Consider the following 23,938-nt stretch of genomic DNA (forward strand, 5'->3'; position numbering starts at 1 on the left):
CGCGGCGGGCGCCGTCCGTAGCGTGGACGACATGATCACAGCAGAAGGCCTCACCAAGAGGTTCGGAGACAAGACGGCCGTCGATGACGTGTCGTTCACCGTCCAGCCGGGCACGGTCACCGGGTTCCTCGGCCCGAACGGTGCCGGGAAGTCGACGACCATGCGCCTGATCGTCGGACTCGACCGGCCCACCTCGGGTCGCGCTGCCGTCGGCGGGCGCGAATACCGCAAGCTCCGCGCCCCGCTCACCGAGGTCGGGGTGCTCCTCGACGCGAAGGCCGTGCACACCGGGCGCACCGCCAGGAATCATCTGCGGGCGATGGCCGCGACCCACGGCATCCCCGACTCGCGGGTCGACGAGGTGATCGACCTCGCCGGCATCGGCTCCGTCGCCCGCAAGCGCGCCGGGAAGTTCTCCCTGGGCATGGGCCAGCGCCTCGGGATCGCCTCGGCTCTACTGGGTGACCCGCACACGTTGATCCTCGACGAGCCGGTCAACGGTCTCGACCCCGAGGGTGTGCGCTGGGTGCGGCAGTTCGTGCGCCACGCCGCCTCGGAGGGGCGGACCGTGCTGCTGTCGAGCCACCTGATGAGCGAGATGGCGCAGACCGCCGACCACGTGATCGTGATGGGACGCGGGCGTGTCCTCGCCGATGCTCCCCTCGCGGACCTCGTGCGTTCGTGGACCAGGAACACCGTTCGGGTGCGCACGCCGCGTCCCGCGGAGCTCGCCGCGGCCGTGGGGGCGCCGGACGTCGAGATCGTCAGCTCCGCGCCGGATCTGCTCGACATCGTCGGTCTCCCGGCCGCACGCATCGGCGACCTGGCTGCCGAACGCGGTATCCCCCTGCACGAACTCACGCCCACCACCGGCTCTCTCGAGGACGCCTACCTCGCTCTCACCGGCGACGCCGTCGAGTACCGCACGAAGGAGCTCTCATGACCACGCAGGCCCCCGTCGCCACGACACCGCGCGTCGACACCGGTCGCCGGCTCACCTTCTTCCGGGCCGTCCGCAGCGAGACCATCAAGCTCACCACGCTGCGCTCCACGTGGTGGTCCATCGCGATCGCCGCCGTCCTCACGATCGGCATCGCCATGCTGATCGCCCAGGCGGTGGACGTTCCGGGGTTCGAACCCATCCAGGCCGTGGTCATGCCGATCCAGTTCACGATGCTGTTGGCGGGCATCATCGGCGCGATCGCGGTGACCGGCGAGTACTCGACCGGCATGATCCGCTCGACGCTCACGGCCGTTCCGGTGCGCGGGGCCGTCCTGCTCGCGAAGTCGCTCGTGCTGGCGCTGTTCCTGTTCGTGTCCTCGCTCGTGATCTTCGGTGTCGCGGCCGTGGCGGTCGGGATGATCGTCGGTTCCCGCGATCAGAGCATCGACTGGTCCGACCCGTCGGCGTCGTTCCTGCCGATCCTGGTCGCATCCCTGTCGATGTCGGTGTTCGCCCTGATCGGCGTCGCGTTCGGGTTCATCCTGCGCTCGGGCGCCGGCGCGATCGCCGCGACGGTCGGCCTGCTGTTCGTGCTGCCGATCGTCGGGAACTTCTTCTCGATGGCCGGTGAGGCGTGGGCGTGGGTGGTGGATGCCGCGACCTATCTTCCGGTGGCGGCCGCGCAGAGCGCGATCCTCCCGGGTGAGGGAGCGGCGATCGAGGCCCCCGTCGCCTTTCTGACGCTCGCTTGCTGGGTGGTCGGAGCGCTGCTTGCCGCATGGGCGGTCCTGCGCACGCGCGACGCGTAGAGTCGGCCCGTGAGGAGAACGCGCAGCCGCAGCGACTCGATCCGTGAGGACGAGGAGCTGCGGCTTCCGCGTCCGCCCGGGGTGTTCCGACGCTTCTGGGCGCGGCACCCCGTGGTCGCCGACGTCCTCCTCACGGCGCTCTGCGTCCTGCTCACGCTGACACCGGCCGCGCGTCTGGACGCTCTGCCGGAGCCGTGGGCCGTCGTCCGTGCGATCGTCTGGCCCCTGGCCGTCCTCGCCGCCTGTGCCACGCTGCTGTGGCGGCGGCGGCTCCCGCTGCTCCCGGCGGTCGCGGCGTATGCACTCGACGTGTTCTTTCTGCTCGCGGGTTCTCCGGGCAGCAGCCCGCTGCTCCTGATCGCGGGCTTCTCCCTCGCCGTCCACGGGTCGTCGCGCGCGGCCTGGGCGGCCTTCGGCTGGGGTGTCGCCGCGGTGTCGGCGGTCGCCGGCGCGCTGCTGCTGACCGGTGGCGTCACCCTCCAGTCGGGCCTCAACACGGTCCTGAGCACCGTGGTCCTCGGTCTCATCGGCACTCTGATCGGCGTGAACGTCGGCAATCGCCAGCGATACATCGACGCGGTGATCGACCGATCGCGGCAACTCCTGGTCGAACGCAATCAACAGGCCCAGCTGGCGGCGGCCGCGGAGCGCGCGCGGATCGCCCGCGAGATGCACGACATCGTGTCGCACTCGCTGACGGTGATCGTCGCCCTGTCGGAGGGTGCGGCCGCGACCCCCGATCACACGCAGGCCCGCGCGGCAGCCTCGACCGCTGCCGAGACGGCCAGGAGCGCGCTGACGGAGATGCGATCGATGCTGGGCGTACTGCGCGACGACGACTCGCCGCTCCCCCTCGCGCCGGTCGAGCCCGCCCAGCCGCGGGAGACGGTCGAAGCCGCCCAGCGCGCGGGGTACCCGGTGACGCTCACGGTGACGGGCACCGCCGACGTCCCGCCGTCCGTCGCCCACGCACTGGGCCGGATCGTGCAGGAGGGGGTGACGAACGCCATGCGCCACGCTCCTGCCGTCTCGATGATCGGTGTCTCGATCGGCTATTCCGACGACGAGGTCCGCGTCGAGGTGGTCAACGACGGCGTCTCCGGCACCGACGTCGGCGCGGGCGGCTTCGGCCTCCGCGGACTCACCGAACGCGCGGCGCATGTCCACGGCCGGCTGCACTCCGGACCGGACGGTCCCGGCCGATGGCGCCTGCACGCCCGACTGCCCCTCAGCCCGGTCGTCCCCGCGACGACACCCACCCCGGAGGACCCCTCATGACATCGCCGATCCGCGTGCTCCTCGTCGACGACCAGGAGCTGATCCGCCTCGGCTTCCGGATGGTGCTCGAGTCCGAACCCGACATCGTGGTCGTCGGGGAGGCGAAGGACGGCCGCGCGGCGATCGCCCAGAGCGCGGCCCTTGCGCCCGACCTCGTGCTCATGGACATCCGGATGCCCGAACTCGACGGCATCGCCGCCACGTCGGCCATCGTGCGCGACCACCCGGAGACCCGCGTGCTCGTGCTCACGACCTTCGACCTGGACGAGTACGCGTTCGGGGCGATCCGCGCCGGCGCGAGCGGGTTCCTCCTCAAGGACGCGCAACGCCACGAGATGCTCGCAGCGGTGCGGGCCGTGCACCGTGGGGACGCCGCGCTCTCCCCCCGCATCACCCGCCTGCTGCTCGAGCACGTGGGGCCGCGGCTCGGATCCGGAACACCGGCGGAGCCCGACCGCGCGGATGCGTCCCGCTACGCCTCGCTGACCGACCGGGAGCAGGAGGTGTTCCTGGCGATCGGTCAGGGCCTGACCAATGCCGAGATCGCGCGCGCTCTCTATGTGGGCGAGTCCACCGTCAAGACGCACGTGGGCCGGGTGCTGGCCAAGCTCGACGCCCGCGATCGCATCCACGCGGTCATCCTCGCGCATCGGCTCGGACTCGTCGGCGACTGACGACTCAGGCGGCGGAGGTCGGCGTCCACGCCGAGACATCGTTCAGACGGTGCACCTCGTCGGACGACAGCTCGAGCCGTGCGCCCTCCAGCAGGTCGGGCACCTGATCCACGGAGCGGGCGCTCGCAATCGGGGCGACCACGGTCGGCTGGGCCCGGAGCCAGGCGAGCGACACCGCGGCGATCGAGGTTCCGCGGGCGTGCGCGACCTCGCCGAGCGCGTCGAGGACGCGCAGGCCCTGGTCGGTGGCGTAGCGCGCGGCACCCGCGGCCCTCGGCGACGCCTCGCCGCTGGCGTCGGTCGAGCGATACTTCCCGGTGAGGAACCCACTCGCCAGGGCGTAGTAGGGCACCAGCCCGAGTCCGAACTCCTCGGCGACCGGGATGATGGTGTCTTCCACGACGTTGCGGTGCACGAGGTTGTAATGCGGCTGGATCGCGATCGGCTGCGCGACCCCGAGCCGCCCGGCGATGTCGACCCACTCGCGAATGCGCTCGGCCGAGTAGTTCGACACCCCCACGTGTCGCACGAGGCCGTCGCTGACCAGCTGCCCGAACGCGGCGACCGTCTCCTCCAGCGGAACGGTCTCGTCGTCGAAGTGCGCGTAGTACAGGTCCAGCTCGTCGACGCCCAGCCGCGTCAGCGACGCCTCCGCTGCGGCGCGCACCGTGGTCGCGGAGAGCCCGGAGAAGTCCGGATGCTGGCTCACCTTCGTCGCGACGACGACACCGCGCGGGCGGCGCGAAGCCAGCCACTCCCCGATGATCTCCTCACTCTCCCCGCCCCGATTCCCCGGTACCCACGCACTGTACGAGTCCGCTGTGTCGATGAAGTCGCCGCCACCGTCGACATAGGCGTCGAGGACGGCGAAGGATGCGTCGCGATCGGCGGTCCAGCCGAACACGTTGCCACCGAGGGCGAGGGGGAAGACGTCGAGGTCACTGCTGCCGATGCGGGTCATGCTCATCACAACCGCGATCGCGATACTCGGCATTCCCACGTGACGCCGTGTGACGCCGCTCCGTCAGCGTCGTTGCGCGGCGGACTCGCCCTGGTCGTAGATCTGCGACGGACGCCCGACGAGACGGCTGTCCGGCGCGTGTGCGACCCGCGCGTCCTTTCCGTCGTATTCGAAGCGCGACAGCACGTAGCGGATGGCCTCGAGCCGTGCGCGCTTCTTGTCGTTCGAGCGCACCACGATCCACGGCGTGACCGGGGTGTCCGTGTGGAAGAACATCGCTTCCTTCGCCGTGGTGTAGTCGGCCCACCTGTCCATGCTCGCGATGTCGGTGGGGCTCAGCTTCCACTGCTTCACGGGATCCTCGCGACGGCGGTCGAACCGGCGGCGCTGCTCCGCCTCACCCACCGAGAACCAGAGCTTGATCAGCCGGATGCCCGAGCCCACCAGCATCCGCTCGAATTCCGGAGCGGTTCGGAGGAACTCCTGGTACTCCTCATCGGTGCAGTACCCCATGACGCGCTCGACCCCGGCGCGGTTGTACCAGGAACGGTCCATGAGGACCATCTCACCGCCGGACGGCAGATGGGCCACGTACCGCTGGAAGTACCACTGCGTGCGCTCGGCGTCGGTCGGCTTGTCGAGAGCGACGACCCGGGCCCCGCGAGGGTTGAGATGCTCCATGAAGCGCTTGATGGCCCCGCCCTTGCCGGCTGCGTCGCGCCCCTCGAACAGGACCAACACCCGCTCCGCGCTGTGCTTCACATGCGCCTGCAGCTTGAGCAGCTCGATCTGGAGGAGGCGCTTCTCGGTCTCGTACTCGGCGCGGGAGAGCTTTTCCGAATACGGGTAGCCCTGCTGCCACTCGGGAACGTCCATCGTCAGCCTCCTGCGAACGGGGCGGCCGTAGGAGGCCTGAACAGATGCGCGCAGGTGGCCGGGGCGGGGTGCCGGCCACCTGCACATAAGTAACATAACACTCGCCAAAGTGTTACGCAAATGGCGCGACCGCGGCGGCGCACGACCTTCCCATACCTACCTCTAGGTATGGCATGATCCTTCTATGAGCACAGATGCGAGGGAATCCCTGCTACGCGCGGCGCAACAGCTGTATGCCGCCAACGGGGTGGCGGCGACCACCCCGCGGCAAGTCATCGAGCGAAGCGGTGTGGGACACGGGAGCCTCTATCACCACTTCCCTTCGAAGCGCGACCTGGCGCTCGCTGCCGTCGGCCGTTCGGTGGATGAAGCGTTGGCATCGTCCTCCGACGCCCTGAACGCCCACACCGAGTCGCGAGCGAGGATCGCCGCGTACCTCGAACGTCCCCGCGAGGCGACCTCGGGGTGCCGTATCGGTCGCCTCACGGCTGACCCCTTCGTCGCGGCCGACGAGGAGCTCAGCGCCTCCGTCGCCCGCTACTTCCTCGACCTCATCGGTCTCGTCGCCGACGTCTTCGAAGAGCAGGGGCTCGATGGGGGCGTCGCGCGCGACCGGGCTACGGCCGCGGTGGCGGTGATCCAGGGCGGGTATGTCCTGTCGCGAGCCACGGGGGACGAGGAGATGATGCGCGCCGCCGTCCGCGGGTTCCTCGGGCTCGTGGACGCACCCCAGCGACCGGAGGGCGACTCATGACTCTGATCGCGCACCTCAGCGACCCGCATCTGGACACATCTCCGCACCGACTGCGCCGGCTCGAGGCAGTGCTCGCAGCGGTGTCCTTCCTCCCCGACGTCGATGCGATCGTCCTCAGCGGCGATCTTGCCGACCACGGCGCCGCCGAGGAGTACGCCCAACTGTTCGCGACCCTCCCGGCGGACATACCGACGATCGTCGTACCCGGGAATCACGATCACAGCGAGACGATGCTCCACTCCCAGGCCCAGGCCGGTCTCAACCCGGCCCTGTCGGGCTTCATCGACGTGGGCGAGGTGCGCGTCATCGGGCTGGACTCACACCTCGATGCTCGCGTCGAAGGCCACCTCACGCCGGACACGATCGACTTCGCGCGGCACGCAGCGAGCTCGGCCCCCGGCACCGTCCTTCTCACGATGCATCACCCACCGGTGCCCGTCGGGCATGACGTCGCGGACCGGTGGAATCTGGAGAACACGAGCGACCTGGAGGCGCTGATCGTGGGGAACGCACGAATCATCGGCGTCCTGACCGGGCACGTGCACTCCGCCCTCGCCGCGTCGTTCGCCGGGGTACCGGTGCTCGGTGCCCCGGGCATCGTCTCCACGATGCGACTGGGAAGCAGGCTCAATCCGATCGCGGACGACACGGCGATGCCGGGGCTGGCCATTCACACCATCGACGGCACCGCCATCCGCACCGTGTTCCACTACCTGAGCCCCGCCGAGCTGTGAGACGCAACGCCCGCCATCCCCCGGAAATACAGGGATGGCGGGCGTTGCCGTCCGGAGCCGACTACGGGACTCGAACCCGTAACCCCCGTATTACAAGTACGGTGCGCTACCAATTGCGCCAAGTCGGCGGGTGCCATCAGCTTAGCGATGGCGGAGGCGCCGCTCGATTACGGCGCGGGCGTCGACGTGGCCGACGGCGTCGGAGTGGGGGTCGAGGTGGACTCGTAGTACGCCTCGCTCGCCACCGACATCACGAACGTGGACAGCTCCTGCGGGTCGTCGAGCGCCCCCACATAGGCCTCGCCGTTCACGACGATCATCGGCGCGGCGGTGAGGACCAGGTCGTCGGAACCGGCGAGCGGACCCTTGAGCGCCCGCGTGGTCGCTTCCTTCGCCCAGTTCACGAAGTCGCCCTCCTCGATGCACTTGCGGACGACCTTCCCGTTGTCGACGCCGACCGCTCCAGCGAGGTTCGCCAGCTCCTGATCGGAGAGACCGTCGCTGCCGACCTCGGGCTGATCGTCGAGCAGGTCGTGATTGAACGCGTAGAACTGGTCGGGCGAGTGCGTCGCGACGCACGCCGCAGCTGCGGCCGAGCGCAGCGAGTACTTCGTGCCGTTGGAGCTGGCCGTCAGCAGCGCGACGGGGTGATAGCTCACTGTCGCCGCGCCGTCCTCGATCCACTGCGCGAGCAGTCGCGCGTTCGCGCGCTCGAACTTCCCCGCATCGGGCGACAGATAGTCGACGTAGACGTGCACGTCCACAGCCTGAGACGCGGTCGGATCCGGCGTGGGAGAAGCGGAGGCACCGGCCTCGGACGGCGTGGGCGTCGGCGTGGCGGGGGCTTCGGCGGAGGTGGCCATCGACGAGATGTCGGTCACCACGACGCCGTCCGACTCCATGCCGCTCGGGCTGAGCTGAGGCTTGGATACCTGCGACGTCACGGCCATGGTCACCGCGGTGCCGATGGCCCCGACGGCGATCACCGCGACCGCGCCGATGATGATCCGTCTCATCAGGCGGGCCCTCGACTGCTGGGCGTGCACCTTCTGGGCCTTCTCCCGCACGACCTCGCGGGAATTGCGAGGTGCGGGGACGTTCGGCGTTTCGTCGCTCGACATCGTTCCTCTTGAGTCTCGGGGGGTCCGGGTTGGCCCCGACCGTCGCCCGGCGACGATCGCCGCAGAACGCGGCCGGATTCGATGCTAGTCAGTGAGGCTGAGAAATACCCAGGTACGGCCGATCGTGCCATACTGAACCCGACCCGATGGCGGGTCACGGCGGGTCACTCCGCCGCTTCATTCACTACGGATCGTCCGGCACGTACCTGCCGGTGAAGGAGAAACACGATGGCATCTGTGACTTTCGACGAGGCCACCCGCCTCTACCCCGGCGGAACCCGTCCGGCCGTCGACAAGCTCAACCTCGAGGTGGGCGACGGTGAATTCCTCGTCCTCGTCGGCCCTTCCGGTTGTGGTAAGTCCACCTCGCTCCGCATGCTCGCCGGCCTCGAAGAGGTCAACTCCGGCCGCATCCTGATCGGTGACCGCGACGTCACCGACGTGCCGCCGAAGGACCGCGACATCGCGATGGTCTTCCAGAACTACGCCCTGTACCCGCACATGACGGTCGCCGAGAACATGGGCTTCGCGCTCAAGATCGCCGGCGTCGGCAAGGAGGAGCGCGCCGCCCGTGTCCTGGAGGCCGCCAAGCTCCTCGACCTCGAGCAGTACCTGACCCGCAAGCCGAAGGCCCTGTCGGGTGGTCAGCGTCAGCGCGTCGCGATGGGCCGCGCCATCGTCCGTCAGCCGCAGGTGTTCCTCATGGACGAGCCGCTGTCGAACCTCGACGCCAAGCTCCGCGTGCAGACCCGTACGCAGATCGCGTCGCTGCAGCGCCGTCTCGGCGTCACCACGGTCTACGTCACGCACGACCAGACCGAGGCGCTCACGATGGGCGACCGGATCGCCGTGCTGAAGGACGGTCTGCTGCAGCAGGTCGGCTCGCCGCGCGACCTGTATGAGAAGCCGAACAATGTCTTCGTCGCCGGCTTCATCGGCTCCCCCGCCATGAACCTGTTCGCGGCGGACCTCGCCGACGGCGGCGTGCGCTTCGGCACCGAGGTCGTCCCGCTCGACCGCGACACGGTCGGCCGCGCCAACGGCTCGCAGGTCACGGTCGGCGTCCGCCCCGAAGACATCACCGTGGGTCCGGCCGACGGCAAGGGCCTGTCGGTCGTCGTCGACCTCGTCGAGGAGCTCGGCGCCGACGGCTACCTCTACGGCCACACCGAGATCAACGGCAAGCGCGCCGACCTCGTGGCCCGCGTGGACGGCCGCAACCACCCGAACGCCGGTGAGACCGTGACCCTCGCGGCCAACGCCGGTCACGTGCACGCCTTCGACCAGGAGACGGGCGACCGCCTGAACGACAAGCCGGTCGTCTCCGCCTGATCGGACACACCATCCGCGGCGCGGGCTGACTTCGGTCGCCCGCGCCGCGCTCGTTTCCCCTCAGGAGCATCCATGCAGGAGTCGCTGCGCATCACCGCCAGCACCGTCGACCCGGGGCTCCTCGCGCTGCCCTGGTCGACCAGCCTCGCCAAGTGGCCGTCCGAGCACATCGTGTCGCTGCCGAAGGGGCTGTCCCGGCATCTCGTGCGCTTCGCGGACCTCTCCGGTCGGGTCGTCGCCGTCAAGGAGACCACCGCCGCGATGGCGCAGCGCGAGTACGACATGCTCGGCAACCTCGCCCGCCTCGACGTCCCCTGCGTCGCCAGGGTCGCCGTGATCGCCGGGCGCACCGATGCCGCCGGCGAGCCCCTCCCCGCGGCGCTCGTCACCTCGCACCTCCGCTTCTCGATGCCGTATCGCGCGCTGTTCACACGCGTGCTCCGACCCGACACGGCCACGCGACTCGTCGACGCGCTCGCCCTGCTCCTGGTGCGCCTCCACAACGTCGGCTTCTACTGGGGCGACGTGTCGCTGTCGAACACCCTCTTCCGCCGCGACGCCGGCGCGTTCGCGGCCTACCTCGTGGATGCGGAGACCGGCGAGCTTCACGAGGAGGGCCTGACGGACGGCCAGCGCGCGTACGACCTCGACCTCGCCAGGACGAACATCGCGGGCGAGATCATGGACCTCGCGGCGGGCGGTCGGCTCGAGCACGGCGTGGATGCGGTCGCGATCGCCGACGGCATCGTGTCCTCCTACCGCTCGCTCTGGGCGGAGCTCACGGCGCAGGAGTCGTTCTCGGCAGCCGAGACCTGGCGCATCACCGAGCGCGTCGAACGCCTCAACGCACTCGGCTTCGACATCGACGAGATGTCCATGTCGACGACCGCCGACGGGACGGTGGTCGAGATCCAGCCGAAGGTGGTGGATGCCGGCCACCACCAGCGCCGCCTCATCCGGCTGACGGGACTCGACGTGGAGGAGAACCAGGCGAGACGCCTGCTCAACGACCTCGACGAGTTCCGTGCCCGCTCGACCAAGCAGTGGGCGGACGAGGAGATGTACGCGCATGAGTGGCTCACGCGCGTGTTCGAGCCCGTCGTCCGCGCCATCCCCTACGACCTGCGCGCCAAGCTGGAGCCCGCCGAGGTGTTCCACCAGGTGTTGGAGCACCGCTGGTACCTGTCGCAGGCGCAGGGCCGCTCGATCCCCCTCGCGGAAGTCCTGACCAGCTACATCAACGACGTGCTGCGCCACCGCCGCGACGAAGCGACCATCATGGGACCGCCGACCGAGACCATGAGCCTCCCGGTGATCACCGGCACGCTCTCGCTCGCCGATGACGAGGACGAGGTCGACTGGCGCGACCTCGTCTGAACGCCGCCCTCAGTAGCCGACCGTGAACCGCTCGCGGTGGTGGTTGCCCTGCTCGATCTCGTCCACGACGGCCACGGCGAAGTCCGCGCCGGAGATGTACGACTTCCCCTCCTCGTCGCGCACCAGCACGTCGCCGCCGTCGCGGTAGCGACCCGTCCGCTCCCCCTCGGCCCAGGGGCCGAAGACCTCGGCGGGGTGCACGAAGAACCAGTCCAGCGCGGGATCGGTCTCCTCGAGCAGCGCGAGCGAGTCGATGCCCACCTGCGCCTCGTGCTTGTACTCCTCCGGGAAGTCGAGGTCGAAGAGCCTCGGCCCCTCCGGAGCGACCAGGCTGCCGCCGGCACCGCCGACCACACCGAGCCGTGTCTCGGTCCCGGCGAGCACGCCGATCACCGTGGTGAGGGCCTCCAGTACCCGATCCTCCATGTCACCGCGGGGCGACAGCGCGGACACCACGGCATCCGCACCCGCGAAAGCCTCCCGCAGCGACGCCGCGTCGAGGGCGGATCCCTGCACGTATGCGGCGCCGGCGACCGGGTCGGACGGCGTCGTGCGGGAGATCGCGACGACCGCATGATCGCGGCTCACCGCCTCCGACACGATGTGCCGTCCGGCGTAACCGGTTCCTCCGAGGACGATGATGCGCGCCATGCTCTGCCTTTCTCGTGCGGTCAGTCCGCCGCGCGGACGGTCGCCACCTGGTACAGGGCGACCGACGCGGCGATCCCGGCGTTCAGCGACTCCGTCGCCGCCGAGATGGGGATGGAGACGATCTGGTCGCAGGTCTCGGTCACCAGACGCGACAGGCCCTTGCCCTCGGAGCCGACGACGATCACGACCGGTCGATCCGCGAGCTGCAGCTCGGGCAGCGACACATCTCCATCGCCGTCGAGCCCCAGCACGAACACGCCCTGCTTCTTGAACTCCTTGAGCTGCGTGGTGAGGTTCGTCGCGAGGGCGACGGGGATGCGCGCGGCGGCACCCGCACTGGTCTTCCACGCCGCCGAGTTGACACCGGCGGAACGGCGCTGCGGCAGGATGATGCCGTGGCCGCCGAACGCCGCCGTCGAGCGGATGATCGCGCCGAGGTTGCGCGGGTCGGTCACGCCGTCGAGCGCCACGAACAGCGGCGTATCCCCGCGGTCGATGACCTGCTCGAGCAGATCCTGCGGGTGCGCGTACTCGTACGGCGGCACCTTCAGCGCGACGCCCTGGTGCACGCCGTCGAAACCCGCCATGCGGTCGAGCTCCTGGCGCGTGACCTCCAGCACCGGGATGTCGCGGTGAGTCGCGATCGACAGCATCTCCTTGACGCGATCGTCCATCTCGACACGCTGCGCGATGTACATCGCCGACGCCGGGATCTTGGCCCGCAGCGCCTCCAGCACCGAGTTGCGGCCCGTCACCGTCTCGGTGTCGGTGGTGTTGTCCTTGGCACGGGCCGTGCGGTTGGGGCTGCCACCCGACGGGCGCCCGCCGGGCTTGCCCTTACCGCCCGCCGCGGCGTAGCGCTCGGCCGCGGCCTTGCGCTTCCCGGCCGGGTGCCATGCGCGGTCCTCCGCCTTCGGGGTGGGACCGCGGCCCTCGAGCGCCTTGCGCCCGAGACCACCGGTGCCCTTCGTGGGGCCCTTCTTCTTGCCCTTGCTCGCGCCGGGGCGCCCTGGCTTAGTCATCGATGCTCCAATGAGTTCCGGCCGGAGTGTCCTCCAGCGTGATTCCTGCGGCAGCGATCGCATCACGGATGCGATCCGCCGCCGCCCAATCCTTGTCCGCCCGCGCCTGCGCACGCTGCGTGATCATCTCCTGCACCAGCGCGTCCAGTGCGGCCGCCCGGGCGTCGCCCGCGGCCGTGGCGTCGCTCGGTCGGAGACCGAGCACCGACGTCATCGCCGACACCGCGCGCGCCGCCTGCGCGGCCGCGTCGCGGTCTCCCGCGTCGAGCGCGGAGTTTCCCGCCCGCACGGTCTCATGCACGACCGCGAGCGCCTGGGGAACGCCGAGATCGTCGTCCATCGCAGCGGCGAAGGCCGACGGCAGGTCTTCGCGACTCTCGGCGGCGTCCACCTCCGCGACACGCGCCGCCCGCTCCAGGAAGGTACGGATACGACCGAGGGCCGCCTCCGCCTCCGCCCACGAGGACTCCGACAGGTCGAGGCTCGAGCGGTAGTGCGCGGCAGCGAGCGCATAGCGCACCACCAGCGGGTCGTGCGCGTCGAGCACGTCACGGGCGAGCGTGAAGTTGCCGAGCGACTTCGACATCTTCTGCCCGTCCACCGTCACCAGGCCGTTGTGCACCCAGTACCGCGCGAAGCCGTCCCCCGCTGCCGTCGACTGCGCGAGCTCGTTCTCATGGTGAGGGAAGCGGAGGTCGAGCCCGCCGCCGTGGATGTCGAACTCGTCGCCGAGGTAACGCTTCGACATCGCCGAGCACTCGATGTGCCATCCCGGTCGCCCGAGACCCCACGGCGAACGCCACGTGGCGTCGGCCGGCTCATCCGGCTTCGACGCCTTCCAGAGCGCGAAGTCCTGCGGATTGCGCTTGCCCCGGGGGTCCGCATCCTCCGCCGCCTCCATCGCGTCGACCGACTGATGCGTGAGCGCGCCGTACTGCGCCCACGACCGCACGTCGAAGTAGACGTCGCCGGAGCCGTCGGGCGCGGGATAGGCGTGCCCGCGGTCGATGAGGCGCGTGATCAGCTCCTGCATCTGCGGCACCGAGGCCGTGGCACGGGGCTCGTAGGTGGGCGGCAGGATGCCGATGCCCGCATACGCCGCGGTGAACTCCTGCTCCATCCGATACGCCAGCGCCCACCACGGCTCCTCCGGTGTGGCGTTCTGCAGCACCTTGTCGTCGATGTCGGTGACGTTGCGCACGAACGTGACGCGACCGTAGCGGTGCTCGAGCCACCGGCGCAGCAGGTCGAAGCTCAGCGCGGCCCTGACGTGACCGATGTGGGGTCCGGACTGTACCGTCGGTCCGCACACGTACATCGTGATGTTCTCGGAGTCGAGAGGCACGAAGTCGCGCAGCAGCTGTGCGCGGGTGTCGTAGAGGCGGAGGGTCACCGGTCAAGCCTACTCGGCGGGCGCGCGGCGCTCCTGATCGTGTCGCGGATGCGCTCGGCTCAGCGGTGCGGGCCGTCCACCGGCACCACGAGTGCGACGGCCGTGACCGCGATGCCTTCTCCGCGGCCGGAGAAGCCCAGGGCGTCGGTCGTCGTCGCAGTGACCGACACGGGAGCGCCCCCGAGCGCCGCGGACAGCGCGCGCTCCGCCTCGACACGGCGGGCGCTGAATCGCGGACGGTTGCCCTGGAACTGCACGGAGACGTTCCCGATCGAGAAGCCGGCTTCGGCGAGCAGCCGCCGCGTCGCCGACAGGAACACGTCGGCGTGCGCGCCCGCATACTCCGGATGCGCCGTGCCGAAGTGGGTGCCGATGTCACCCAGCCCCGCCGCGCCGAGCAGAGCGTCGACAATGGCGTGCGCGACCGCGTCGCCGTCGGAATGACCCGACAGCGGCTGTTCGCCCGGCCACTCCAGCCCGGCGAGCCACAGGTCGCCCTCGCCGCCGAACGCGTGCACGTCGGTTCCGATGCCCACGCGCGGTAGAGCGCCTGCGCCGCGGTCTCGCCGCGCACCCGTGCTCGGGGGCGCCGTCGCGAGGAGAGCCCTGGCACGCTCGAGGTCGTCGGGAGTGGTGATCTTGAACGATCGCTCCGAACCAGGGACGAGGCGGACCGTGTGACCGGCCGCGGCGAACAGCGCCGCGTCGTCCGTGTACTCCGCGCCCTCCTCGGCGGCACGCGCGTACGCCGCCTCGAGCGCGTCGCGCGGGAAGCCCTGCGGCGTCTGCGCCGCGGCGAGCTCGGAGCGGTCGACGGTGCCGGTCACGACGCCACCGTCCACCCGCTTGAGGGTGTCGACGACGGGAAGCACCGGAAGCGCGGCCGCCTGCGCCGTGACGGCCGCGGCGACCGCATCGATGACGGACGGTGGGGTGAGCGCCCGCGCCGCATCGTGGACGAGCACCGTCGTCACGTCTCCCCAGAGGGCCGCCAACCCCGCGGCGACGGATTCCTGTCGGGTGGCGCCTCCCGTGACCACGCGGCCGAGATCGGCGCGGTCGCCCGCGGCGGCGAGAAGCTCGGTCTGCGCATCGCCCTCGTGCCCGGCGGGCGCGACCACGATGACCTGCAGGGGCTGCGCCGCGAACACCCCGTCGAGGGCGTGGCGCAGGATCGTGCGGTTGTCGATGCCGACGAACGCCTTCGGGGCGCGCGCCTCCAGTCGGGTGCCGGAGCCGGCGGCGACGATGATGATCGCGGTGTGCGGGACGGGAACGATGCTCACGCCTTCACGTTACCGGCGGAGACGACGAAAGGCGGGTGCCGCAGCACCCGCCTTTCGTCGTGAAGAAGTCAGGAGGCGAGGACCTCGTCGAGCAGGGTGCCCGCCTTGTCCTCGTCGATCTTCTCTGCCAGCGCCAGCTCCGAGATGAGGATCTGACGAGCCTTCGCCAGCATCCGCTTCTCGCCGGCGGAAAGCCCGCGGTCCTGGTCGCGACGCCACAGGTCGCGCACGACCTCGCTCACCTTGATGACATCGCCGGAGGCGAGCTTCTCCAGGTTCGCCTTGTAGCGACGGGACCAGTTGGTGGGCTCCTCCGTGAAGGGAGCGCGCAGCACCTCGAACACGTGATCGAGGCCCTCCTTGCCGATCACGTCGCGGACGCCGACCAGGTCGACATTCTCGGCCGGGACCTCGATGATGAGATCGCCCTGCGTGACGTTGAGCTTCAGGTACTTCTTCGTCTCGCCCTTGATGACGCGTTCCTTGACCTCGATGATGGTCGCAGCGCCATGGTGCGGATAGACGACGGTCTCGCCAACCTCAAAAAGCATAAAAACATGTCCTTTCGGCAACCTCAAGGATACCACAGGGGATATGCGCTAAGGTTCGCGCTTCCTCGTCCACGCCCCGCTGACACATACCCATAGAATGGGTACGGATATCCCGCCGGACCTCAGGAGGACCCGTGAAATCGCGCCTTGTCGCGTCTGCCGCCATCAGCGCCCTCGTTCTGCTCGGCGCGACCGGGTGCACGTTCATCACGCCGCAGTCGACCAAGATCGAGTACGCGGCCTCCGACGGCGTGAACGTCTCCGACAAGGACGGCCCGATCGACGTGCGGAACGCCCTGGTCATCGCGAACGAAGACGGCTCCGTCGGCAACTTCGTCGGCGCGATCGTCAACCCGACGCAGGACCGCGCCACCCTCACCATCACCCTGGAGGGCGTCGACCCGTTCACGGTCACCGTCTCCGCCGGCCAGACCATCAGCCTCGGCTCCGACGAGGAGCCGCTGCGCATCGTCGGGCTCGACACGAAGCCCGGCGCCACGGTCGACATCCACTTCCAGTCCGGCGACTCGGCCGGCGTCACGACCGCGGTGCCCGTGCTCGACGGCACCCTCCCCTACTACTCGGACCTCGCCCCCGAGGGCGACTGACACCGCACGAACACACGAGGCCGGCACCCACGGGTGCCGGCCTCTTCGCGTCCCCGGTCGTCAGCCCTCGAAGCGGTAGCCCAGACCGCGCACGGTCACGAGCATCACGGGCTCGCTCGGGTTCTCCTCGATGCGGGACCGGATCCGCTTGATGTGCACGTCGAGCGTCTTCGTGTCACCGAAGTAGTCGCTCCCCCACACCCGGTCGATCAGCTGCCCCCGCGTGAGCACGCGCCCGGAGTTGCGCATCAGGACCTCGAGGAGCTCGAACTCCTTCAGCGGCATGTTGATCTGCTCCCCCGCGACCGACACCGTGTGGCGATCGATGTCGAGCGACACGCGTCCGCCCTCGAGCACCCTCTCGTCGAGCTCGCCCTCGGCCTGGACGACCCGACGCAGAACGGCCCGCATCCTGGCCAGCAGCTCCCGCGACGAGTACGGCTTGGTGATGTAGTCGTCGGCGCCCAGTTCGAGCCCCACCACGATGTCGACCTCGGAGTCCTTCGCGGTCAGCATGATGATCGGGATGGCCGACGTCGACCGGATCTGACGACACACCTCGGTGCCGGGCATCCCCGGCAGCATCAGGTCCAGCAGCACGATGTCGGCACCGCGCTCCCGGAACGCCGCCATCGCACCGGGACCGTCCTCGGCGATCTCCACCTCGTACCCCTCGCGGCGCAGCAGATACGCGAGGGGATCAGCGAGGTCGGGCTCGTCTTCGACGAGAAGGATGCGGGTCATGCGGTCTCTCCGTTTCGGACGCGCGAGCCGGCCGACCTGGCCGCTTTCCGCGCACGCTTCTTCTTGTTCTTCTTGTCACGATCGGCGTTCGCCGGCGCGGCGATCTGCGGAAGACGGATCGTGAAGGTGGAGCCACGGCCCGGCCGGGACCACAGGCGCACCTCGCCGCCGTGGCGCTGCGTGGCGTGCTTCACGATCGACAGTCCGAGCCCTGTGCCGCCGGTGCGGCGCGAGCGCGCCTCGTCCGCACGGTAGAAGCGCTCGAAGATCCGCTCCCTGTCGGCCTCCGCGATCCCGATGCCCTGATCGGACACGGCGATCTCGACCACGTCGTCGTCGGCCCGCACCCCCACACCTACGCGCGAGCCGCGCGGGGAGTACACGATCGCGTTGGCGATCAGGTTGCCCACCGCCTCGATGAGGATCTGCGCGTCGCCGCGCACCCACACGCCGCGGTCGCCCCCGCGGGCAAGCTCCACCCCCGCCGAATCGGCCTGCACGACGTGCGCCTCGATGGACGAGGCGATGACCTCATCGATCGAGACGGGTCCGACCTCCGTCAGGCCGTCCTCCGCCTGCAGGCGGGACAGGCTCATGATGCGGCCGGTGAGCTGTCCGAGTCGGTTGGCCTCCGCCGAGATGCGCGACGCGAAGACGCGCACCTGTGCGGGATCGTCGGCGGCGGACTCGATCGCCTCCGCGAGCAGGCTCACCGCCCCCACCGGGGTCTTGAGCTCATGACTCGTGTTCGCCACGAAGTCCCGACGCATCTGGTCCAGGCGCTCCTGCTCGGTGACATCCCGCACGATCAGCAGCACCAGGCGCGCCCCGATCGCACTCGCCCGTGCCGACACCAGGCGCGGATCGAGGCTGAGCCCTCCGCGAGTGATGCGCAGCGACTCCATCGCCGTGTCGCCCGACGCACGGACGCCGCGCACCAGCTGCCGCAGCTCCGGGTTCTCCAGCGTGGAACCGACCTCGATGCCGAACCGCGCCGCCGCCCGCGAGGTCGCGAGCACGAGTCCCGAGGCGTCGACGACGCAGGCCGCGTCGTCCATGCTGCCGAGCACATCCGTGATCCCCTGCGGGATCGACGTCGACGTCTCCTCCTCCGCTCGCGCCCTCGCCCGGTAGGCCCAGACGACCAGGAGCGACATCCCGACGCCGATCACCAGCCCGATGGCAAGGGAGGACAGCGCGAGCTGCGGCAGGGTCATGACTCCAGCGTAGAGCGCGTTCACCGCCCGTCCGGCGGGTTTCCGCGCCGTGACGGGGAGGCGAGACGTACTATTCACTCGCTGGGCACCGTTCGTTAACCTTCGGAGCAGACAATCGCTTCAGGCCTGCGCACAGGCCCGAACTCGTGCGGACGCCCCGCCGCCTCGCGCTGACGACTCAGCAGAGATCCGAACGAAAGGTTGCGCCCCCATGCGCGAAGTCTTCCACCAGTCCCTCGAGGACCTGCAGTCCCGCCTCGTCGAGATCGCCGACCTCGTCACCGTCTCGATCGACAAGGCGACGCGCGCGTTCGCCACCAGCGACGTCGCCCTGGCCGAGGAGGTCATCGCCGACGACGCGAAGATCGACGAGCTGGCCGTCGCGCTCGACGAGCAGGCCATCGAGATCCTCGCCCGCCAGCAGCCGGTCGCGCGCGACCTGCGCATCGTCGTCACCGCGCTGCGCGTGAGCGCCTCCCTGGAGCGCATGGGCGACATGTCCGAGCACATCGCACAGCTCGCCCGGCTGCGCTTCCCCGAGCGCGCCATCCCGAAGGGCCTCAAGGGCACCTTCGTGCGGATGGGCGAGCTCGACGTCGAGATCTCGCGCACGCTCGCCGAGCTGCTGCGCACCCAGGACCTGAAGTTCGCCGACCAGATCCGCAACGCCGACGACGACGTGGACGAGCTGCACGCCAGCGTGTTCGAGAAGGTGCTCAGCGACAACTGGAAGGGCGAGGCGGTCGCGACCGTCGACGCCACGCTGGCCAGCCGCTACCACGAGCGCTTCGCCGACCACGCGGTCGCCGTCGCGAAGAAGGTCGTGTACCTGGCGACGGGCGACTGGCACGTCGAGGAGGAGGACATCGCCCTCGCCGTGGAGCAGCAGGAGCTCGGACACGCCTGACGCGTCGCCCGTCGTACGCGAGAGACCCCCTGCGCCGATCGGCGGCAGGGGGTCTCTCGCGTCGGGGCGTGCGCGTTACTTCTTGCCCTGCGCGGCCACGGCGGCGGCACCGGCGGCGGCGGCCTCGGGGTCGAGGTAGCGGCCGGGGCCCGTGGGCGCGTTGTTCTCGTCGAGCTCGTAGACCAGCGGGATACCGGTGGGGATATTGAGTCCGGCGATGTCATCGTCGCTGATGCCCTCGAGGTGCTTCACGAGCCCGCGCAGCGAGTTCCCGTGCGCGGTGACCAGCACCGTCTTGCCTGCCTCGAGGTCGGGCACGATCGCGGTCTCCCAGTAGGGCAGCAGGCGGTCGATCACGAGCTTGAGCGACTCCGTGCGGGGCACCTCACCGTCGATGTGCGCGTACCGGGGGTCGTTCACCTGGCTGAACTCGCTCGCGTCGTCGAGCGGGGGCGGCGGCACGTCGAACGAACGGCGCCACAGCTGGAACTGCTCTGGACCGAACTCCTCCAGCGTCTGCGCCTTGTCCTTGCCCTGCAGCGCGCCGTAGTGCCGCTCGTTGAGTCGCCACGAGCGCGTGACCGGGATCCACAGCCGGTCGGCCGCGTCCAGCGCGATGTCGGCGGTCTGGATCGCTCGGCTCAGCAGCGAGGTGTGCAGCACGTCGGGGAGGATGCCGGACTCGGCGAGCAGCTCACCGCCGCGACGGGCCTCGCCCTTGCCCTGCTCGGTCAGGCGGACGTCCACCCAGCCGGTGAAGAGGTTCAGTTCGTTCCACTCGCTCTGCCCGTGGCGGAGCAGGATCAGGGTGCGCTTCGCAGTCATGCGGCCAGTTTATCCGCGGCCGTGGATCGGACTGCGCCGGGCACGGGAGAGGATGGACGCATGGCGTCATCTCCGCTCGGCCAGCCGACCCGTGGCACGACCGGGACCAACCGGCTGCGCCGCAACGACCGCTGGATCGCCGCGAGCACCGCGTTGCGTCGCGCGGAGGATCCGCTCGTGGTCGACCTCGGCTACGGCGCCAGCGGGGTCACGGCGCTCGAGCTCGCCGCGCGCCTGCGCCGGGTCCGTCCCGACGCGGAGGTGCTCGGCCTGGAGATCGATCCGGCGCGCGTCGCCACGGCCACGCGACAGCTCGCCGAGGTCCGGGCGGGTCGGACGGGGTTCCCTCCTGATCTGCGGGTGTCGTTCGCGCGTGGGGGCTTCGAGGTGCCGCTGCCGGGCGACCGCCGTGCCGCCGTGATCCGCGCCATGAACGTGCTCCGGCAGTACGACGAGGCCGAGGTCCCCGCGGCCTGGCGCACGATGGCGGCGCGCCTCGCCCCCGGCGGACTGCTCGTGGAGGGGACGTGCGACGAGATCGGCCGCATCGCCAGCTGGGTCGACGCGGACCGGGATGGATCGGCGCTGCGCCTCACGATCTCGCTGCGACTGGAGGGACTCGAGCGTCCGAGCATCGTGGCGGAGCGGCTGCCCAAGGCGCTGATCCATCGCAACGTCCCCGGCGAGCGCATCCACGCGCTGCTCACCGAGCTCGATCGGGAGTGGGACCGCGCGGCTCCCCTGTCGACCTTCGGCGCCACGCAACGGTTCCTCGCGGCCGTGTCCGCGCTGCGCGACCAGGGGTGGCCCGTGCAGGGCGGCCGCACGCGCTGGCGTCTCGGAGAGCTCACGCTGCCGTGGGACGCGGTCGCCCCGCGCCCGACCTGACGCCGGGACGCCCGCTCAGGCGGACGGCGAGGTGCGGCGCGGGTCCGGCGCGGTCGGGCGGCGCGACAGCCGCGTCAGGCGGGGCACCTCCGCCGTGGCGCCCGCGTCTGCGGGGACGATGACCTGCTGCGACGCCGCGATGTCGACGCCCTCGGAGCGCACGACCAGATCCCCGACCGGGGCCCGGCGCGACAGGATCGCGAGCGCGATGGGGCCCTCCTCGTGGTGTCGCGCGACCGAGGTGATGTGCCCCACCTCGTCGTCGCCCGCGAAGACCGGAGCGCCGGGCTCGGGGAGCACTGCGTCGCTGCCGTCGAGGTGCAGCGCGGCGAGCCGCCGAGGCGGATGACCGAGGTTGTGCACCTTCGACACGGTCTCCTGCCCGCGGTAGCAGCCCTTGTCGAGGTGCACCGCGCTGCGCAGCCAGTCGGACTCGTGCGGCAGCGACCGCTCATCGACCTCGGACGCCCACCGCGGTCGCCACGCGGCGATGCGCAGAGCCTCCGCGGCCAGCAGTCCGGCGACCTCGCCGTCGTCGAGGGTCGCGGCGAGCGCGGGCACGCTGCCGCTCGGGACGATGGCGATGCGCCAGGCCAGCTCGGCCCCGGGGTGCTCGGTGGTCGCGGCGTACTGATACCCGCCCGCGCCGACGCGCTGCCAGGGGTCCGCCCACACGAGGGCGCCGTCGACGGCGCGGATCCGCTCGGATGCGGCGCCCCCGTCGACGAAGCCCACCAGCGCCACGTCGTCGCGCACCTCGACCGTGGCCTGGGTGCGGAACTTCATGCGGGTGAGCCAGCCCGCCAGTGCCTCCGCGTCGGCCGCATCGACGATGAGCCAGGTCGCGGAGCCGTCGTCGACGACACCGGCGGCGTGCTCCACCCGCCCCTGGGGATCGAGCACCAGCAGCTCCGTGCTCTCGCCCGGCGCGAGTCGCCCGACGGCCTGCGACGTGATGGAGTCGAGCCAGCCGAGACGCTCGGGGCCCGCCACTTCGATGACGGCGCGGTCGTCCAGCGGGACCAGCGCCTCGCCCGCCGCCAGCCAGCGCTGCTCACGGAAGGGATCGCCGAAGTGCGCCACGCCCCCGTCGCCGAGGACGGCCCCGTTCCGCTCGTCGAACCCGCCCATGCCTGCTCGCCCCTCTCCGTTCACACCCGCGCGAGGCGGGCCGAGGCGTGCGCGCGCAGCGGTGTGCCGAGCGCGGCGATGTCCCAGGCCCACAGCAGGTGGCCGTCGACCAGACCGTACATGCGCGAGGCCGAGCCGTACTCCTTCGTCCCCGCTCCGCGCACGATCGCGTCGGACGCCAGGTCGACGCGCGGGCCGTTGATCTCGCCGAGGTAGAACTCGAGCATGCCGTCGGAGCGGGCGATCGAGACCTCGAGCGGGAACGCGCCGTTCGGTCCGCGGAGCTCCTCCACGTCGTCGACCGTGCGGACGACCGGCGCGACGGTCGGCGGCAGCAGCGCGGGGCCCGCATCGGATGCGGCAGCCGGGCGCGCCAGGCGCCAGAAGCCGGACTCGGCGGTCAGGGGAATCGACGCCGACTGGTCTTCGCCGGTGAAGGTGGCGGTCGCGGCGTAGTTGAGGAAGGGGCCACCGTCATGGCTGAAGCTGACGCGGTGGGTGAACTCGCCCTGCAGACGCTCCTCGCCGACCGGGTACTCGATCACGCCGGTGCCCTCCCAGACCCCGATCAGCCACGAGAGCGGAACGAGATCGGCGGGAAGGTCGGTCGGGAGCTCGATCACGATCTCGTCAGCGCTGACCGCGGAAGAGGTTGCGCAGCACCACGGCCGACACGAAGACGATCGCCAGGCTCGCGAGGCCCAGGAGGCCGATGAAGAAGATTTCGAGCGCCATGATGTCCATGGATCCACCATACCGCGCCGGATCGGCGTCAGGACGGGATGAGCGCCGCCAGCCCGAACCCGACCGAGATGACCCCCATCAGCAGCAGGGCGCCGGTGACGCTGCTCGCCACGCGGAAGATGAACCCCTGCGTGCGGCCGTACCAGAGCTGCACCGCGAAGGAGATCAGGACGACGGCACCGAACCCGACGAGCATCCAGGGGATGCGCCACTCCTCCGCAGCGAAGATGCCGATCAGGATCGTGCCGACGAAGGCCACCGCCCACACCACGATCACGCCGGTGAAGGCGTTGCGCGGAGCGAGGGCGGGTTCTGACATGTCTCCATTCTTGCGCATCCACGGCCGCTATCATGGCGGCACGGCGTCGAACCCCCCGCCGGTGAGGAGTGCGCGTGGCCCTGGTGCTGGTTCTGACCAACGCTCCCCTCTCGGAGCAGGTGCTTCCCGCGCTGGAGCTGCTCAGCCATCGCACCCGCCAGATCCCGGCCGAACCGGCGCAGCTCGTGAACGCTCCGGAGTACGACGTGGCGGTGGTCGACGGCCGCCACGACCTGGTCGGAGCGAAGTCGCTGTGCCGGCTGCTGCGCGCCACCGGCCAGCAGGCCCCGCTCCTCCTCGTCGTCACGGAGGGCGGCATGAGCGCGCTCTCCGGCGACTGGGGCATCGACGACGTGCTGCTCGCGACGGCCGGCCCCGCCGAGATCGACGCCCGCGTCCGGCTCGCCATCGCCCGCCGCGACGAGGTGTCCGAGCCCGCGCGCGTGCAGGCCTCCGGCGTCACGATCGACGAGCAGTCGTACTCGGCCAAGCTGCACGGCAAGCCCCTCGACCTCACCTACAAGGAGTTCCAGCTCCTGCACTTCCTGGCCACGCACCCGTCGCGAGTGTTCACGCGCGAGCAGCTGCTCAGCGAGGTATGGGGCTACGACTACTTCGGCGGCACCCGCACGGTCGACGTGCACGTGCGACGGCTCAGGGCGAAGCTCGGCGACCAGGAGCAGATCATCGGCACGGTCCGCAACGTCGGGTACCGCTTCAACGTGTACGACGACGAGAGCCTCGTCGGCACGGGGTGACCGGCGTTCACACGCCCGACACCTCCCGGTGCTTA

General features: G+C 70.4%; 26 protein-coding genes, 1 tRNA gene and 1 pseudogene. 13 read left to right on the top strand and 15 right to left on the bottom strand.

The genetic code is table 11. The features are described from left to right. Positions 1 to 31: 31 nt before the first annotated feature. The 4 genes from KZC56_RS00215 to KZC56_RS00230 are packed head-to-tail and all read left to right on the top strand — an operon-like array spanning position 32 to position 3,704. The gene (locus tag KZC56_RS00215; protein ID WP_136046258.1) at positions 32 to 943 is read left to right on the top strand and encodes an ABC transporter ATP-binding protein; all 912 of its coding nucleotides are present in this window, start codon (positions 32 to 34) and stop codon (positions 941 to 943) included. Next, entirely contained in the window at positions 940 to 1,752 is an 813-nt protein-coding gene (locus KZC56_RS00220) for an ABC transporter permease (protein ID WP_247637592.1), read from the top strand. Before KZC56_RS00215 ends, KZC56_RS00220 begins: the two co-directional genes overlap by 4 nt. A gap of 9 nt (positions 1,753 to 1,761) precedes the next feature. Then, positions 1,762 to 3,030 (top strand): sensor histidine kinase, encoded by a 1,269-nt coding sequence (locus KZC56_RS00225; RefSeq protein WP_247637593.1) that lies wholly within the window; start codon positions 1,762 to 1,764, stop codon positions 3,028 to 3,030. After that, on the top strand, positions 3,027 to 3,704 hold the full coding sequence (locus KZC56_RS00230) for a response regulator (RefSeq protein ID WP_136031517.1): 678 nt from the start codon (positions 3,027 to 3,029) through the stop codon (positions 3,702 to 3,704). The genes KZC56_RS00225 and KZC56_RS00230 overlap by 4 nt, the downstream gene beginning before the upstream one ends. A gap of 4 nt (positions 3,705 to 3,708) precedes the next feature. On the opposite strand, the gene KZC56_RS00235 is transcribed toward KZC56_RS00230, so the two are convergent. Both KZC56_RS00235 and ppk2 read right to left on the bottom strand, forming a co-directional pair. Continuing rightward, the gene (locus KZC56_RS00235; protein WP_247638848.1) at positions 3,709 to 4,665 is read right to left on the bottom strand and encodes an aldo/keto reductase; all 957 of its coding nucleotides are present in this window, start codon (positions 4,663 to 4,665) and stop codon (positions 3,709 to 3,711) included. 63 nt (positions 4,666 to 4,728) lie between these two features. Next, on the bottom strand, positions 4,729 to 5,541 hold the full coding sequence (ppk2, locus tag KZC56_RS00240; RefSeq protein ID WP_247637594.1) for a polyphosphate kinase 2: 813 nt from the start codon (positions 5,539 to 5,541) through the stop codon (positions 4,729 to 4,731). A 184-nt stretch (positions 5,542 to 5,725) separates the two neighbouring features. Here ppk2 and KZC56_RS17840 point away from each other — a divergent pair. The 3 genes and pseudogenes from KZC56_RS17840 to KZC56_RS00250 form a co-directional block, all read left to right on the top strand. Continuing rightward, positions 5,726 to 5,878, top strand: a pseudogene (locus KZC56_RS17840) (TetR/AcrR family transcriptional regulator); the annotation flags it as partial. A gap of 36 nt (positions 5,879 to 5,914) precedes the next feature. Next, entirely contained in the window at positions 5,915 to 6,295 is a 381-nt protein-coding gene (locus KZC56_RS00245; protein ID WP_247637595.1) for an LmrA/YxaF family transcription factor, read from the top strand. Continuing rightward, positions 6,292 to 7,029 (top strand): metallophosphoesterase, encoded by a 738-nt coding sequence (locus tag KZC56_RS00250; protein WP_247637596.1) that lies wholly within the window; start codon positions 6,292 to 6,294, stop codon positions 7,027 to 7,029. The genes KZC56_RS00245 and KZC56_RS00250 overlap by 4 nt, the downstream gene beginning before the upstream one ends. A gap of 55 nt (positions 7,030 to 7,084) precedes the next feature. Here the strand turns inward: KZC56_RS00250 and KZC56_RS00255 are convergent. Beyond that, positions 7,085 to 7,157, bottom strand: a tRNA-Thr gene (locus KZC56_RS00255). A 39-nt stretch (positions 7,158 to 7,196) separates the two neighbouring features. Next, on the bottom strand, positions 7,197 to 8,150 hold the full coding sequence (locus KZC56_RS00260) for a DsbA family protein (protein WP_136031511.1): 954 nt from the start codon (positions 8,148 to 8,150) through the stop codon (positions 7,197 to 7,199). Between the two features lie 228 nt (positions 8,151 to 8,378). Between KZC56_RS00260 and KZC56_RS00265 the strand changes: the two genes are divergently transcribed. Both KZC56_RS00265 and KZC56_RS00270 read left to right on the top strand, forming a co-directional pair. Beyond that, a complete protein-coding gene (locus tag KZC56_RS00265) occupies positions 8,379 to 9,482 on the top strand; it encodes an ABC transporter ATP-binding protein (protein WP_136031508.1) in 1,104 nt (367 codons plus the stop codon). A 72-nt stretch (positions 9,483 to 9,554) separates the two neighbouring features. Next, entirely contained in the window at positions 9,555 to 10,859 is a 1,305-nt protein-coding gene (locus tag KZC56_RS00270; protein WP_136031506.1) for a DUF4032 domain-containing protein, read from the top strand. A gap of 9 nt (positions 10,860 to 10,868) precedes the next feature. Here KZC56_RS00270 and KZC56_RS00275 read toward each other — a convergent pair whose 3' ends face one another. The 5 genes from KZC56_RS00275 to KZC56_RS00295 form a co-directional block, all read right to left on the bottom strand. Continuing rightward, positions 10,869 to 11,510 carry an NAD(P)-dependent oxidoreductase gene (locus KZC56_RS00275; RefSeq protein ID WP_136031504.1) on the bottom strand — a complete coding sequence of 214 codons (642 nt, stop codon included), beginning with the start codon at positions 11,508 to 11,510 and terminating at the stop codon, positions 10,869 to 10,871. Positions 11,511 to 11,530: 20 nt separating this feature from the next. After that, positions 11,531 to 12,532: a 23S rRNA (guanosine(2251)-2'-O)-methyltransferase RlmB gene (gene rlmB, locus KZC56_RS00280; protein ID WP_136031502.1), complete on the bottom strand. Its 1,002-nt coding sequence runs from the start codon at positions 12,530 to 12,532 to the stop codon at positions 11,531 to 11,533. Next, entirely contained in the window at positions 12,525 to 13,925 is a 1,401-nt protein-coding gene (gene cysS / locus KZC56_RS00285) for a cysteine--tRNA ligase (RefSeq protein ID WP_136031500.1), read from the bottom strand. Before cysS ends, rlmB begins: the two co-directional genes overlap by 8 nt. Before the next feature lie 59 nt (positions 13,926 to 13,984). Continuing rightward, on the bottom strand, positions 13,985 to 15,211 hold the full coding sequence (gene ispD / locus KZC56_RS00290; RefSeq protein WP_136045552.1) for a 2-C-methyl-D-erythritol 4-phosphate cytidylyltransferase: 1,227 nt from the start codon (positions 15,209 to 15,211) through the stop codon (positions 13,985 to 13,987). Between the two features lie 68 nt (positions 15,212 to 15,279). After that, on the bottom strand, positions 15,280 to 15,762 hold the full coding sequence (locus KZC56_RS00295) for a CarD family transcriptional regulator (protein WP_136031496.1): 483 nt from the start codon (positions 15,760 to 15,762) through the stop codon (positions 15,280 to 15,282). A 134-nt stretch (positions 15,763 to 15,896) separates the two neighbouring features. On the opposite strand from KZC56_RS00295, the gene KZC56_RS00300 reads away from it, so the two are divergent. After that, positions 15,897 to 16,370 carry a DNA modification methylase gene (locus tag KZC56_RS00300; RefSeq protein ID WP_136031494.1) on the top strand — a complete coding sequence of 158 codons (474 nt, stop codon included), beginning with the start codon at positions 15,897 to 15,899 and terminating at the stop codon, positions 16,368 to 16,370. Between the two features lie 60 nt (positions 16,371 to 16,430). Here the strand turns inward: KZC56_RS00300 and KZC56_RS00305 are convergent, their stop codons facing one another. Together KZC56_RS00305 and KZC56_RS00310 are read right to left on the bottom strand one after the other, a co-directional pair. Further along, positions 16,431 to 17,114 (bottom strand): response regulator, encoded by a 684-nt coding sequence (locus tag KZC56_RS00305; protein ID WP_136031492.1) that lies wholly within the window; start codon positions 17,112 to 17,114, stop codon positions 16,431 to 16,433. Beyond that, positions 17,111 to 18,331: a sensor histidine kinase gene (locus KZC56_RS00310; protein WP_136031490.1), complete on the bottom strand. Its 1,221-nt coding sequence runs from the start codon at positions 18,329 to 18,331 to the stop codon at positions 17,111 to 17,113. Before KZC56_RS00310 ends, KZC56_RS00305 begins: the two co-directional genes overlap by 4 nt. Positions 18,332 to 18,542: 211 nt before the next feature. Between KZC56_RS00310 and phoU the strand changes: the two genes are divergently transcribed. After that, positions 18,543 to 19,238, top strand: a complete 696-nt coding sequence (phoU, locus tag KZC56_RS00315) for a phosphate signaling complex protein PhoU (protein ID WP_136031489.1) — start codon at positions 18,543 to 18,545, stop codon at positions 19,236 to 19,238. A 75-nt stretch (positions 19,239 to 19,313) separates the two neighbouring features. On the opposite strand, the gene KZC56_RS00320 is transcribed toward phoU, so the two are convergent. Further along, the gene (locus KZC56_RS00320) at positions 19,314 to 20,063 is read right to left on the bottom strand and encodes a phosphoglyceromutase (RefSeq protein WP_136045551.1); all 750 of its coding nucleotides are present in this window, start codon (positions 20,061 to 20,063) and stop codon (positions 19,314 to 19,316) included. A gap of 60 nt (positions 20,064 to 20,123) precedes the next feature. Here KZC56_RS00320 and KZC56_RS00325 point away from each other — a divergent pair, with 60 nt between their 5' ends. Further along, positions 20,124 to 20,951 (top strand): class I SAM-dependent methyltransferase, encoded by an 828-nt coding sequence (locus KZC56_RS00325; RefSeq protein WP_247637597.1) that lies wholly within the window; start codon positions 20,124 to 20,126, stop codon positions 20,949 to 20,951. Between the two features lie 15 nt (positions 20,952 to 20,966). Here the strand turns inward: KZC56_RS00325 and ygfZ are convergent, their stop codons facing one another. The 3 genes from ygfZ to KZC56_RS00340 all read right to left on the bottom strand — a co-directional run bounded on the left by ygfZ (position 20,967) and on the right by KZC56_RS00340 (position 23,145). After that, positions 20,967 to 22,082, bottom strand: coding sequence for a CAF17-like 4Fe-4S cluster assembly/insertion protein YgfZ (ygfZ, locus tag KZC56_RS00330; protein WP_136031484.1), 1,116 nt, complete (start codon positions 22,080 to 22,082; stop codon positions 20,967 to 20,969). 20 nt (positions 22,083 to 22,102) lie between these two features. After that, positions 22,103 to 22,705 carry a nitrobindin family protein gene (locus tag KZC56_RS00335; RefSeq protein ID WP_136031483.1) on the bottom strand — a complete coding sequence of 201 codons (603 nt, stop codon included), beginning with the start codon at positions 22,703 to 22,705 and terminating at the stop codon, positions 22,103 to 22,105. Between the two features lie 149 nt (positions 22,706 to 22,854). Then, positions 22,855 to 23,145: a hypothetical protein gene (locus tag KZC56_RS00340; protein ID WP_168387152.1), complete on the bottom strand. Its 291-nt coding sequence runs from the start codon at positions 23,143 to 23,145 to the stop codon at positions 22,855 to 22,857. Between the two features lie 74 nt (positions 23,146 to 23,219). On the opposite strand from KZC56_RS00340, the gene KZC56_RS00345 reads away from it, so the two are divergent. Beyond that, positions 23,220 to 23,903 (top strand): winged helix-turn-helix transcriptional regulator, encoded by a 684-nt coding sequence (locus KZC56_RS00345; protein WP_136031479.1) that lies wholly within the window; start codon positions 23,220 to 23,222, stop codon positions 23,901 to 23,903. The last annotated feature ends 35 nt before the right edge of the window (positions 23,904 to 23,938 follow it).

Origin of the sequence: Microbacterium sufflavum, from assembly GCF_023091155.1 — a bacterium.
Classification (GTDB): domain Bacteria; phylum Actinomycetota; class Actinomycetes; order Actinomycetales; family Microbacteriaceae; genus Microbacterium; species Microbacterium sufflavum.